The organism is Kitasatospora sp. NPDC088346 (genome assembly GCF_044740765.1).
Taxonomy (GTDB): domain Bacteria; phylum Actinomycetota; class Actinomycetes; order Streptomycetales; family Streptomycetaceae; genus Kitasatospora.
The window spans coordinates 256,564-269,205 of record NZ_JBIURH010000001.1; the positions used below are offsets into that span (position 1 = coordinate 256,564).

9 protein-coding genes, 1 tRNA gene and 1 pseudogene are annotated in these 12,642 nt (G+C 75.3%); 7 read left to right on the forward strand and 4 right to left on the reverse strand.

Annotated elements, in window-relative coordinates; all coding sequences use genetic code 11:
• Window positions 1-225: 225 nt before the first annotated feature.
• From ACIOFR_RS01130 to ACIOFR_RS01145, 4 genes and pseudogenes are all read left to right on the forward strand, one after another.
• Window positions 226-1,395, forward strand: coding sequence for an HpcH/HpaI aldolase/citrate lyase family protein (locus ACIOFR_RS01130; RefSeq protein ID WP_400991524.1), 1,170 nt, complete (start codon window positions 226-228; stop codon window positions 1,393-1,395).
• 71 nt (window positions 1,396-1,466) lie between these two features.
• Window positions 1,467-4,008: pseudogene (locus ACIOFR_RS01135) on the forward strand (phosphoribosyltransferase).
• Entirely contained in the window at window positions 4,008-4,850 is an 843-nt protein-coding gene (locus ACIOFR_RS01140) for an HAD family hydrolase (protein ID WP_400991525.1), read from the forward strand. The pseudogene ACIOFR_RS01135 and the gene ACIOFR_RS01140 overlap by 1 nt, the downstream one beginning before the upstream one ends.
• Before the next feature lie 115 nt (window positions 4,851-4,965).
• Window positions 4,966-5,862 (forward strand): ALF repeat-containing protein, encoded by an 897-nt coding sequence (locus ACIOFR_RS01145; protein ID WP_400991526.1) that lies wholly within the window; start codon window positions 4,966-4,968, stop codon window positions 5,860-5,862.
• Window positions 5,863-5,941: 79 nt separating this feature from the next.
• On the opposite strand, the gene ACIOFR_RS01150 is transcribed toward ACIOFR_RS01145, so the two are convergent.
• From ACIOFR_RS01150 to ACIOFR_RS01160, 3 genes are all read right to left on the reverse strand, one after another.
• The gene (locus ACIOFR_RS01150; RefSeq protein WP_400991527.1) at window positions 5,942-6,157 is read right to left on the reverse strand and encodes a zinc ribbon domain-containing protein; all 216 of its coding nucleotides are present in this window, start codon (window positions 6,155-6,157) and stop codon (window positions 5,942-5,944) included.
• A 19-nt stretch (window positions 6,158-6,176) separates the two neighbouring features.
• Entirely contained in the window at window positions 6,177-6,659 is a 483-nt protein-coding gene (locus ACIOFR_RS01155) for a DUF4442 domain-containing protein (protein ID WP_400991528.1), read from the reverse strand.
• A 77-nt stretch (window positions 6,660-6,736) separates the two neighbouring features.
• Complete coding sequence (locus ACIOFR_RS01160) at window positions 6,737-7,990, reverse strand: hypothetical protein (RefSeq protein WP_400991529.1); 1,254 nt, start codon at window positions 7,988-7,990, stop codon at window positions 6,737-6,739.
• 174 nt (window positions 7,991-8,164) lie between these two features.
• On the opposite strand from ACIOFR_RS01160, the gene ACIOFR_RS01165 reads away from it, so the two are divergent.
• Window positions 8,165-8,236 (forward strand) — tRNA-Val (locus ACIOFR_RS01165).
• Window positions 8,237-8,584: 348 nt separating this feature from the next.
• Here the strand turns inward: ACIOFR_RS01165 and ACIOFR_RS01170 are convergent.
• Window positions 8,585-9,127, reverse strand: a complete 543-nt coding sequence (locus ACIOFR_RS01170; protein WP_400991530.1) for an NUDIX hydrolase — start codon at window positions 9,125-9,127, stop codon at window positions 8,585-8,587.
• Between the two features lie 151 nt (window positions 9,128-9,278).
• On the opposite strand from ACIOFR_RS01170, the gene ACIOFR_RS01175 reads away from it, so the two are divergent.
• Window positions 9,279-10,088 carry an ABC transporter ATP-binding protein gene (locus ACIOFR_RS01175; RefSeq protein WP_400992106.1) on the forward strand — a complete coding sequence of 270 codons (810 nt, stop codon included), beginning with the start codon at window positions 9,279-9,281 and terminating at the stop codon, window positions 10,086-10,088.
• Window positions 10,085-12,604 carry an ABC transporter permease gene (locus ACIOFR_RS01180; RefSeq protein WP_400991531.1) on the forward strand — a complete coding sequence of 840 codons (2,520 nt, stop codon included), beginning with the start codon at window positions 10,085-10,087 and terminating at the stop codon, window positions 12,602-12,604. Before ACIOFR_RS01175 ends, ACIOFR_RS01180 begins: the two co-directional genes overlap by 4 nt.
• Window positions 12,605-12,642 lie beyond the last annotated feature (38 nt).

The window sequence follows — 12,642 nt, forward strand, 5'->3', positions numbered from 1 at the left end:
GAATTCGATGTTTCACGTCTCCACGTGGCCGAATCTGTCCGTACCATTGGCGGCCAACGGCCCCGGCCTCCCACCCCTTCCCGAGAACGCCCCAGGCACGGGCGCGCACCGACCACGGGCTGCGGCGGAGAACGGGCGAACCATTCGTCCGGCTCAACCGTCCAACTGGTGAGTGCCGGCCACCCCGCCACCGGCGGGCCGCATCCGATCCCAGGGGAGGGCACTTTGCGCCACTTCGGTCATCTCGCGGAGGACATCCGCAGCCGGCTCTTCCTCCGGGAGCCCGCCGCGTTCGACCAGGACAGCGACGCCGCGGTGCTCGCCACCGCGCTCGGCGCCACGCTCTACAGCCCCGCCACCCGGGCCAGCCTCGCCGCGGACATCCGCAAGCAGGCGGCCCGCGGCGTGGTCTCGATGGTGCTGTGCCTGGAGGACGCCATAGCCGACCACGAGGTCCCGGCCGCGGAGGCCAACCTGGTGGTCCAGCTCGGCGAGCTCGCCGCCGCCCCCCAGGGCCTCCCCCTGCTCTTCGTCCGGGTCCGCGCCGCCGGGCAGATCACCGACCTGGTCGAACGGCTCGGCCCCGCCGTCGCCCTGCTCACCGGCTTCGTGGTGCCCAAGTTCACCGAGGACAGCGGCGCCGCCTTCCTGGAGGCGCTCACCGCCGCCGAGCAGTCCTGCGGACGGCGGCTGTTCGCCATGCCGGTACTGGAGTCCCCGGAGCTGGCCTACCTGGAGAGCCGCCGCGACACGCTCTTCGGCGTCGCCCGGCTGCTGGAGAAGTACCGGGACCGCATCCTCGCCGTCCGGCTCGGGGTGACCGACCTGTGCTCCGCGTACGGGCTGCGCCGCTCGCCCGACCTGACCGCCTACGACGTCGCCCTGGTCGCCGGCGTGATCGGCGACGTGGTGAACGTGCTCGGCCGGGCCGACGGCAGCGGCTACACGGTCACCGGACCGGTCTGGGAGTACTTCCCGGTCCAGGAGCGGATCTTCAAGCCGCAGCTGCGCCGCACCCCGTTCGCGGAGGCCCACCCGCCCGCCGAGGGGCTGCGCCAGCAGATCATCGAGCACGACCTGGACGGCCTGATCCGCGAGATCGAGCTCGACCGGGCCAACGGACTGCTCGGCAAGACCTGCATCCACCCCAGCCACGTCCCGGCCGTGCACGCGCTGTCCGTGGTCACCCACGAGGAGTTCTCGGACGCCCAGGACATCCTGCAGCAGAGCCTGGGCGGCGGCGGGGTGCTGCGTTCGGCGTACACCAACAAGATGAACGAGGCCAAGCCGCACCGGGCCTGGGCCGAGCGGGTGCTGCTGCGGGCGGAGGTGTTCGGCGTGGCACGCGAGGACGTGAGCTTCGCCGAGCTGCTGAGCGCCTGCTTGTGCCCCTGAGCACCCGGCCGCACGCCGGGGCCCGTCCGGAACCCGTACGCTCGTTCGAGCGAACGTTCGAGCCGCACCCGATGCGCACCCGCACCGCACCACCGAAAGCAGGAGCCTTGACAGCACAGCACGCCGAACCGGCGCCCTGGACCGGCCAGTGGGTCACCGACCGGCTCGACCTGCGGCTCACCGGCTCGCCCGAGCTGCCCGGACTGATCGGGCTCGCGCTGCGGCGCAACCCCCGGCGGGCCCACCTGCTGGTCTCCGGGGTGCTCGGCAAGCACGTCCCGCAGCTCCCCGCCGTGGTGCACGGCGCCGGCCTGGAGCTCGGCCGCCGGGTCCGTGACCTGCTCGGCCCCGGGGCCGCCGCCCGGGCCGTGGTGCTCGGCTACGCCGAGACCGCCACCGCGCTCGGCCACAGCGTCGCCGACGGCCTGGACGCCCCCTACCTGCACTCCACCCGCCGCCCGGTGACCGGGATCGACCCGGTGGGCGGCTTCGAGGAGGAGCACTCGCACGCCACCTCCCACCTGCTGCTGCCGGAGGACCCGCGGCTGCTGGCCGGCGACGGCCCGCTGGTCCTGGTCGACGACGAGTTCTCCACCGGCACCACCGTGCTCAACACCGTTCGTGCCCTGCACGCCACCCACCCGCGCGAGCACTACGTCGTGGTCGCCCTGGTCGACCTGCGCACCGCCGACGACCGGGCACGCCTGACCGCCGCGGCCGCCGAACTCGGCGCCCGGGTCGACCTGGTGGCCACCGCCGACGGCGGCGTCCTGCTGCCGCCCGACGTGCTGACCCGCGCCCGGGCCCTGATCGACGCCGCCGGCCCCGAGGCCCCCCTGCCCGAAGCCGGGCCCGCCCCCGTCGAGCGGATCGACCTGGACTGGCCCGCCGACCTCCCGGACGGCGGCCGGCACGGCTTCACCCCCGGCCACCGGGCCCGGCTGGAGCGGCTCCTGCCCGGCCTCGCCGCCGACCTCGCCGCCCGGATCACCGGCGAGCGGGTGCTCGTCCTCGGCTTCGAGGAGCTGATGTACGCGCCGCTGCGCCTCGCCGGCGCCCTGGCCGACCTGCTCGGCGAGCAGCGGGTCCGGTTCTCCACCACGACCCGCTCCCCGGTGCTGGCCGTGGACGACCCCGGCTACGCCATCCGCACCCGGCTCGCCTTCGCCTCCCACGACGACCCGGCCGACGGGCCGGGCGAGCGCTACGCGTACAACGTCGCCCCCGGCGGCGACGCCTCCCGCCGCTTCGACAGCGTGGTCCTGGTGGTGGACGACCCGGCCGACACCCCCGCCCTGCACCACGGCGAGCAGGCCCTGCTGGGGCAGTTGCGGCAGGTCACCGACCAGGTGGTGCTCGCCGTTCTCCCCTCGTACCGTCCGAAGACACCCCGCTGACGCCTCGCTGCACCACCATGCAAGCTGAGCACCCCCACCGAAGGCCGGCATGATCACCCAGACCAACCTGACCAGCTCGCCGCCCCTGCACGGACCGGCGTTCTCCTCGTACCCGCCGCAGGACGTCACCTGGCTGCTCAAGGACCTCTCCGAGGTCCCGCTGGAGGCCCCGACCGAGGAGCGCGAGGAGGCCGTCCAGTCGGGCGGCGCCCACTACGCCGAGTCCCTCCCGGTCGAGTACCAGCCCAGCCCCGAGTACCAGGAGCTGTTCCAGCAGGCGCTGACCGCCTCGGCCGAGCGGATCGCGCTGGCCGTCGGCACGGTCGCCGAGACGCTGCTGCGCGAGCGCGGCCGCACCCTGGTGCTGGCCTCGCTGGCCCGGGCCGGCACGCCGGTCGGCATCCTGATCCGCCGCTGGCTGGAGTTCGCCCACGGCATCGACGCCCCGCACTACACCGTCTCCATCGTCCGCGGTCGCGGCATCGACCAGGTCGCCCTGCGGTACCTGGCCGCCCACCACGACGCCGGCACGGTCGTCTTCGTCGACGGCTGGACGGGCAAGGGCGCGATCACCCGCGAGCTCGCCGAGGCCCTGCACGGCACCGGTTTCGACCCGGACCTCGCCGTCCTCGCCGACCCGGGCGGCTGCGTGCGCACCTACGGCACCCGGGACGACTTCCTTATCCCCTCGGCCTGCCTCAACTCCACGGTCTCCGGCCTGATCTCGCGCACCGTGCTGCGGGACGACCTGATCGGCCCGAACGAGTTCCACGGCGCCAAGTACTACCGCGAGCTGGGCGGCGCCGACGTCTCCCGGGCGTTCGTGGCCGCCGTCGTCGAGCGGTTCGCCGCCGTCCGCGAGGCCGCCGAGACCGCCGCCGAGCGGCTCGCCGCCGAGGACCGCACCCCCACCTGGGAGGGCTGGGCCGCGGTCGAGCGGATCAGCGCCGAGTACGGCATCGACAACGTCAACCTGGTCAAGCCCGGCGTCGGCGAGACCACCCGGGTCATGCTGCGGCGGGTGCCCTGGCGGGTGCTGGCCCGGCGCGGCGCCGGCGCCGACCTGGACCACGTCCGGCTGCTGGCCGACCAGCGGGGCGTACCGGTGGAGGAGGTGGACGGGCTGCCGTACTCCTGCGTGGGCCTGATCCACCCCCGCTACACCCGGGGCGCCACCGGCGCCGACGGGACGGCAGTGCGAGCGGAGGACAACTGATGGACAGCCGGTTCCTGGTGGCGAGCGACCTCGACCGCACCCTGATCTACTCCAACCGGGCGCTGGCCCTGGAGATGCCCGACCGGCTGGCCCCCCGGCTGCTCGCTGTCGAGGTGCACGACGGCCGGGCGCTCTCCTTCATGACCGAGCGGGCCGCCGAGATGCTGGTCGAACTCACCGCGCTGGCCGCCTTCGTCCCCGCCACCACCCGCACCCGCGCGCAGTACGAGCGGGTCCACCTGCCCGGCCCGACGCCCGGCTGGATCCCCCAGTACGCGATCTGCGCCAACGGCGGCCACCTGCTGGTCGACGGCGTGCCGGACCAGGACTGGCAGGCCGAGGTGGGCGCCCGGCTGGCCGCCTCCTGCGCCCCGCTGGCCGAGGTGGTCGAGCACCTGGCGATCACCGCCGACCCGGAGTGGACCCACAAGCGCCGGGTCGCCGAGGACCTCTTCGCCTACCTCGTCGTCGAACGCGCCGACCTGCCCGAGGGCTGGCTGACCGAGCTGACCGGCTGGTGCGGCGAGCGCGGCTGGACGGTCTCGCTCCAGGGCCGCAAGGTGTACGCCGTGCCGGCCCCGCTCACCAAGAGCGCGGCGCTGGCCGAGGTCGAGCGCCGGACGGGCGCCGCCACCGTGCTCTCCGCCGGTGACTCGCTGCTCGACGCCGAGCTGCTGCTCGCCGCCGACCACGGCTGGCGTCCCGGCCACGGCGAACTCGCCGAGACCGACTGGACGGCGCCCGGCGTCACGGCGCTCGACCGGGTCGGCGTCTCGGCTGGCGAGGAGATCGTCCGCCAGATCCTCGCCAGGGTCAGAGCCGCTGCCTCCGTCCGGGTCTGACGCCGTGTGAGCCCGGTGGGGTGGGCGACGGCCCGCCCTTCACCAGTACGGCAAGCCGAAAAGACGATCTATCCTGTGAGGGTTCACGAACCTCTCACGAAAACCAGGTTTGCCGATGAAGCTGGTCCGGGTCTCCGCGATCCTCGCCGCGGTGGCGATCGCCCCGGCCGTCCTGCTCCCCTCGGCGGCCCACGCCGCCGGGAACGCCCAGCCCGCCGGCGCCGCGGCTCCGGACACGGCCTCCGAGCCCGCGGCCGGGGCCGAGCCCGCGACCGCCGCCCCGACCCAGGAGGAGCAGGACCGGGCCGCGGTCCGGGCGATCCTGGACGACGCGGCGACCGGCCGCGGGGTGCGGGAGGCCGCCGAGAAGGCGCTCGCCGGTAGCGCCCAGGACGTCCGGCACTTCCTCGACGTCGACCTGGAGCGTGCGCGCAGGGACGACAACCAGGTGCGGGCCACGCAGATCATGTCGGCGGGCGGCCCGGCCGTGCGCAAGGCCGCGAACGAGGCGTTCAACGGCACCTACGAGGACGTGCTGCGGTTCCTGGAGGTCGGCCAGTTCGTCGCCCGGGCCCAGGACGACCGGGTGCAGCTGGTCCAGATCATCAGCGCCGGCGGCCCCGAGGTGAAGCGGGCCGGGCAGATCGCGTTCGGATCGGACGACCCGGGCGTCCTGCGGAAGTTCATCGAGACCGGCCAGTTCGAGGCCGCCGCGAAGGATGCCGCGAACGAGGCGGCGAACGAGGCGGCGAAGGCTGCCGCGGAGGCCGCGAAGGGCACCGCCGGGGCCACGGCCGGGGCCACCGCCGCCCAGGACGCCGGCACCGGGGTCCACGCCGTGACACCCGCGGCCGTCCGCACGGAGGTCAACACCGCCGCGGACACCTCCGAGCTGGCCTCCACCGGCGGCGGCGACGGGCTCGGGTGGGAGCTCGGCGGCTCCGCCACGGCCCTCGCCCTCGGTGCGGGCCTGCTCCTGGCCGCGCGCCGGCGCACCGCCGACGAGCGCTGATCGGTCGTCGATCCGTCACCGCCCCCGGCAGGAGAGCCTGCCGGGGGCGGTGCCGTGCGTGGGCCGGGTGGCCGCCGGCTCAGCCGCAGCAGCCGCCCCCGCAGCAGCCGCCGCCGCTCGGGGCCGCCTGGGCGCCGGAGGACGCGGCGCCGCCGGTCACGGCCACCGTGGAGAGCAGCTTCGTGGTGTCGGTGTGGCCCTCGGGGCAGACCGCCGGGTCGTTGGCCTGGGCCATGGTGCGGCGGAGTTCGAAGGTGGCTCCGCAGGAGCGGCAGCGGAAGTCGTAACGAGGCATACCCGCAGGGTACCCAGGTTCAGCCGGCGGAAGGCTCGGGGCGCCGCTTCTCCCGGACGTAGATCTGCTTGCGGACCCGCGCCACCACCGTGCCGTCCGACCCGAGCACCTCGGTGTCGAACCAGACCAGGGCCTTCTTGCCCTCGGCGGTCAGTTCCCGGATCTCGGCCAGCCGGTCGTCGGTGAGGTGGAAGTCGGCGAAGACGTCGCCCCGGCCGGGCGAGACGAACTCGATCTCGGCGGCGCTGTCCCAGACCAGGTAGTCCGGGCCGAGGTTCTGCATCACCAGCAGCATCCAGAACGGGTCGGTCATCGCGAAGATCGAGCCGCCGAAGTGGGTGCCGACGTAGTTCCGGTTGAGCCGCCCCAGCCGCAGCCGGACCCTCGCCGTCCGGAAGTCGGGGCTGACCGCGAGGACCCGGATTCCGGCGAACAGGAACGGCGGCCAGATGGTGAGCACGCGCCTGAAGGTGGACGCGGTGATCTTTCGCTTTCGTGCCATGGGGTAACTCTAGCAACTAAGTTACTGGCGGGTAGGGGTGGATCGGTGCGGATTCCCGGCCCCGGAGGACAGGCGGATCAGTGGCTGCCCCGGATCATCGCGACCACCTCGGACGCCGTCTCCCGCACCGCCGCCAGCTCGGTCAGGAAGTGCCAGTAGTCCGGGTGCCGGCCCGCCTCCTCCAACTGCGCCACCGCCCGGTCCAGCCGCCCCACCGCGGCGTCCAGCGGCGCCGCGTGCCGCGGGTCCGGCGTCTGCCGCCCCGACATCGCCAGCCGCTGGGCGTCGCGCAGCGCGAACCGGGCCCGGTCGATCTCCTGCCGGGGGTTGTACTCCACGTCGTTCAGCTGCCGGAGGCGGTCGGTCACGGCCGAGACCGAGCCCTCCGCGGTGTCCAGCAGCGCCCGTACCGTCCCGATCGCCGCCGTCGCGTCCGGCCAGCGCTGCTCGTCCCGGGCCCGGACCGCCTCCGCCAGCTTGTCCCGCGCCGTCCGCACCGCCTCCGGGATCTGCGCCGGGACGTGCTGCAGATCCTGCCAGCAGGCCAGGCTGAAGCGGCGCCGCAGCTCGCTCAGCGCCGGCTCCACCGCCTCCGACCTGGTCTCCAGCGCCTGGATCCGGGTCCGCAGACTGCCCACCCGGCGGTCGATCTCCCGCGCCCGCTCCGGCAAGTGCTCGGCGGCCGTCCGGACCGCCTCCGCCCGCCGCTGCACGTCCTCGGCCCGCCGCAGGGTGTCCGGCACCCCGTGCTTCCCGGCGCCCTCGTTCAGCCGGGTCAGCTCCGGGGCCAGCTCCGCCAGCCGGGCCGCCAGGTCGTCCGCCCGCATGCCCGCCGCACGGACCGCCTCCAACGCCGTCGTCGCGCCCAGCAGTGCCCGCTTCGCCTGCTCGACCGCCGGGGTCACCTTCATCAACTGGGCCTCGGCCCGGTCCACCAGCGGCTGCAGCCTGGTCAGGAAACCCGACAGCTCCGACCGCGCGGCCTGCAGCTGACGCTCCGCCTGCTCCAGCCCCTGCCGGGCGCGGGCGGCGGCCGAGGACTCCAGCTCCTCGGCCTCCAGGTCCTGGGCGTCCAGCGCGGCCAGGTAGCCGACGGTCACCTCGTCCACCCGGGCCGCGATCTGCTGGTAGTCCGCCACCGTCCGGCGCACGGTCTGCTCGTCCTCGACGGCACGGACGGTCTCCACCGCGAGCTGCACCTCGCGCTGTGTGGAGTCCAGCTCGTAGAAGGCCTCCTGCGCGGCGTCCCGGGCGGCCTTCGCGTCCGCCCGCTGGCCCTCGCCCCGGCGCCACCAGCCGCCCCGCCCGCCGCCACCGCCGGCCACCCTCACACCGCGCTCCCTCTTCGGCCCCGCACGCCTGATCCACTGCCCATTCTTCCCGATCTCCACCCCCGACCGGCACCCCCGGGTCCCCACCCGCGACGAAGGGGGCGGCGAGCCGGGCACCGGACCAGGTACTCTTGGCTCTCGTCGTGCCGCCGGACCCCGGTGGACGTGACGCACGGGCGCATAGCTCAGCGGTAGAGCGCCGCCCTTACAAGGCGGATGTCGGCGGTTCGAAACCGTCTGCGCCCACAGCGTGCGAGCAGTGCCGAAGCCCCGGACCGAACGCGGTCCGGGGCTTCCGGCTTGTCCGGGCCCGGGCCCGCCGTCGAGGCCGGTGCGCTCGGCTTCCCGGGGTTCGGCGGGAGGTCTCGTCCGGCGAGGTCGGGCGGCGGTGGTGGGCATCGGACGGGCAGGCGTGTTGATGATTCGGCTTCGGACGGCGGCAGTGCGGACGCGCCGATGGTGTCAGGGGTTCGGACCGGCCGTCAGAACTGCTCGAAGTGCACCGGACCTCCGGGACCGGGAGCTCGTCACCGAGGAGGAGTTCCAGGCCCGCCGGCAGGAGATCATCCGCGGCGTCCGACCCCCCGGGGCGGGTCAGGAGGAGGGGCGGGTGCGGCCGGCGAGGAGTTGGAGCAGGCCGCTGACCGCGACGCCGGTGACGATCTCGCGGCGGTCGATCATGTCCTGGAGGCGGGTGACCGGGATCCACTCGATGCGGTCCGCCTCGTGGGTGTCGACGGGCGGGCCGATGTGGACGGGGTCGCGGGCGAGGAAGGTGTGGTGCTCGGCGTTCGACATGCCGACGACCGGCTGGATGTAGGCCAGGGGTTCGAGGGCGGTGACCCGCCAGCCGGTCTCCTCCTCGACCTCGCGGGCGGCGGCGGCCTCGACGCTCTCGCCGTCCTCGACGATGCCGGCCGGGATCTCCCAGCTCCAGGTGTCGGTGGTGAAGCGGTGCCGCCACATCAGCAGGACCTCGTCCCGGTCGTTGAGGACGACCGCGGCGGCGACCGGCGCCCAGGACACCACGTGGTGCCCGTAGCGGGAGTGGCCGGGGGGTTCGACGTCCACCAGGTGGAGGCCGACCCAGGGGCTGGTGTAGATCGGCCGGCTGCCGTGCACGGTCCACTCGCTCATCTCGTGCCCTCTCCTCGGCTGCGGCCCCCGCGATCCTGCCACACCGGCCGGGGGTTACCCCCACCCCCGGGACGCCAGCCGCCCGCATGGTTGCGGCGGGGTCCGATCCCTAGCGTGGACAGGGTCGTTGACCAGCGCAGGAAGGGACACCATGCAACTGCGGCGCAGCCCCCGCCCCCACCCCGAGCCCGAGCGGCGGCCGGCCTCCCGCCCCGCCGTGGAACTGCGCCAGGTCCGGCGCTGCTACGGCCGCGGGCCGGGTGCCGTGCAGGCGCTGCGCGGGATCGACCTGGTGCTGGCGTCGGGCAGTTTCACCGCCGTGATGGGTCCGTCCGGTTCGGGCAAGAGCACCTTCCTGCAGTGCGCGGCCGGGCTGGACCGGCCGACCGGCGGCCAGGTGCTGCTGGGCGGCGAGGAGATCACCCGGCTGAACGAGAACCAGCTGACCAGGCTCCGCCGCAGCCGGATCGGATTCGTCTTCCAGTCGTTCAACCTGCTGCCGTCGCTGACCGTCCAGGAGAACGTGCTGCTGCCCCAGCGCCTCGCGGGCGTGCGCAGGGACCGCCGGCAGGCGCAGGAGTTGCTGGCCAGGGTGGGGCTGCCCGAGCACGGCCGCCGGCGGCCGGGGCAGCTGTCCGGCGGGCAGCAGCAGCGGGTGGCGATCGCCCGGGCGCTGATCACCCGCCCGGAGGTGGTGTTCGCGGACGAGCCGACGGGCGCGCTGGACACCACCAGCGCCCGGGAGGTGCTCGGCCTGCTGAGGGGTGTGGTCGACTCGATGGGGGCGACCGTCGTGATGGTCACCCACGACCCGGTGGCGGCCTCGCACGCGGACCGGGTGCTCTTCCTCGCCGACGGCTCGCTCGCCGGTGAGCTGTGGCGGCCGGACCCGCAGACCGTCGCGGACCGGATGGCCGCGCTGACGTCCGCCGGCCGGTACGCCACCGGAGCGGCGGCATGACGAACGGTCTGGCACGGGCCTCCGTGCGCTTTCGGCCCGCGTCCTTCGCGGGCGGTTTCGTCGCCCTGCTGTTCGCCGTCGCGGTGATGACCGCCTGCGGCACGCTGCTGCAGACCGGGATCACCGCGCACGTCGCCCCGGTACGGTACGCGGCCGCTCCGGTGGTGGTCGCCGCGGACCCGTACGCGCGGATCAGCGTCGACCGCGGGGAGGACACCGAGGAGGTGAGCTCCGCGCTGCCCGAACGGGCCCGGGTGGACGGCGGGTTGGCGGCCCGCATCGCGGCCCGGCCGGGGGTGGCCGCGGCCCTGCCCGACCTGTCCTTCCCGGTGCTCTCCGACCTGCGGCCGCTGACCGGCCGCAACCTCGCGGACACCGAGGTCGGCGCGGGCCGCGCGCCCGGCGCGGGCGAGGTGCTGGTGGACGCCGGCACCGCCGCCGCGGCGCACCTGGCGCCCGGTGACGCCCTCACCCTGACGGCGCCCGGCGGCTCGGCCGCGTACCGGATCTCCGGCGTGGCGGCGGCCCCGGACACCGCACGGTCCCCCGGCACGGTCTGGTTCGCGGACGGCGCCGCCGACCTGCTGTCCGGCCACCCCGGCCGGGCGGACGCCATCACCGTGCAGCCGCGCGAGGGCGTCGCCACCGCCGTCCTGGCGGCCGAGGTGCGGCAGGCCGTGGCCGGGGAGGCCCGGGTGCTGACCGGGGACGCGCGGGGCGAGGCGGAGGAGCAGGGCCTCGCGCCCGGCAAGGAGGTCCTGACCGGTCTCGGCGGCTCGTTCGGCGGGACGGCCGCGATCACGGCGGTGTTCGTGGTGATGGGGACGGTCGCCCTGGCGGTCGGCCAGCGTGCCCGCGAGATGGCGCTGCTGCGGGCGATCGGTGCGACGCCGCGGCAGATCCGCCGGACGGTCGCCACCGAGGCCGTCCTGGTGGCGCCGGTGGCGGGTGCGATCGGCGTCCTGCCCGGACTGGCGCTGGCCCGCTGGTGGTTCGGGCAGCTGGTGGAGCGCGGCGCCGTTCCGGCGGGGGTGTCGCTGGACGTCGGGGTGATCCCGATGGCGGCGGCCGTCGGGCTGGGACTGCTGGCCGCGCTGACCGCCGGTCACCTGGCCTCCCGCCGGCCGGCCCGGGCCAGGCCGGCCCTGGCGCTCGGCGACGCCGCGGTGGAGCGCCCCGGCCCCGGCCCGGTCCGGACCGTGTTCGGGGTGTCGGTCCTGGTCGGCGGTGTGGTCCTGGCCGCGCTGGCGGCCGGACAGAGCGGGACCAGGGCGGCGAACCTCGCCCTCGGCGTGGTGATGTGCTTCCTGGTCGCCGTCGCGCTGCTCGGGCCGCTGCTGGCCCGGCTGGCCACGACCCTGATCGGCGGTCCGCTGCGGGCGGGCGCGGCGGGCGCACCCGGTGCGCTGGCCGCGGCCAACGCCCGGTCGAACGCCCGCCGGCTGGCATCCGCGATCACCCCGATCGTGATGGTGACGGCGTTCTGCGGGACGCTGCTGTTCCTGCAGTCCACCCTCGCCGACGCCACGGGGCGGCAGATCAGGGACGGTGTGGTGGCCGACCGGGTGGTGTCCTCCACCGGCCCCGGACTGCCGTCGACGGCCGTCGGGCAGGCGGCCCGGCTGCCGGGTGTGGACGCGGCGGTCGGTCTGCTGCGCACCGGGGTGCTCCAGCGCTCCGGCGACGCGCTCGACCCGGTGACGGCGCTCGGCGTCTCCGGCGATCCGGCGGCCCTGCCCCGGGTGCTCGATCTCGGGGTCGGGGAGGGCTCGTTGGGCGATCTCGGACGGTCGCCCGACACCGTCGCCGTGGACGCGATGCTGGCCGACGGCGCCGGTGTCCGGGTCGGCGACCGCCTCCCGCTGTGGCTGGGGGACGGGACCGAGGTGCGCCCGACGGTGGTCGCGACCTACCGGCGCGGGCTGGGGTTCGGCCAGGTGCTGCTGCCGCGGGCGGCCGTGGCCGGGCACGTCGCCGGGGGCTTCGACTCCCAACTGCTGGTCAGGGAGCGGCCGGACGCGGACCGGGCGGCTGTGGCCGCCGGGCTGGAGCGGCTCGGGATCCCGGGGCTCGCGGTGACCGACCGCGCCGGGTACACCGCGCAGGCGGACCGGGACCTGGAGCTCGGCGCCTGGGCGAACCGGGTGATGGCCGCCGTCCTCGGCGGGTTCGCGGCGGTCTCGGCCGCCAACACCCTGGTGATGACGGTGCTGGACCGCCGCCGTGAGGTGGCGCTGCTCCGGCTGGCCGGAACCACCCGGCGCCAGGTCCGCGGCATGCTCCGCTGGGAGGCGCTGCTGGTGGCCGCCGCCGGTCTGCTGATGGGGGCCGCCATCGCCTGGACGACGCTGGTGCCGATCGCCCGCGGTCTCACCGGCGGTGCGCCGTACGTGCCGGTGGGCACGGCCCTGCCGCTGGCCGCGGCGGCGGTGGGGCTGGCCCTGGTGGCCACCGGCCTGCCGGCGAGGCTGCTGCTGCGGGCCCGTCCCGCGGAGGCGGCCGCGGGACGGGAGTAGGCCGCGGGCCGGGAGTGGGACGGGGGCGTGCCTGGGGC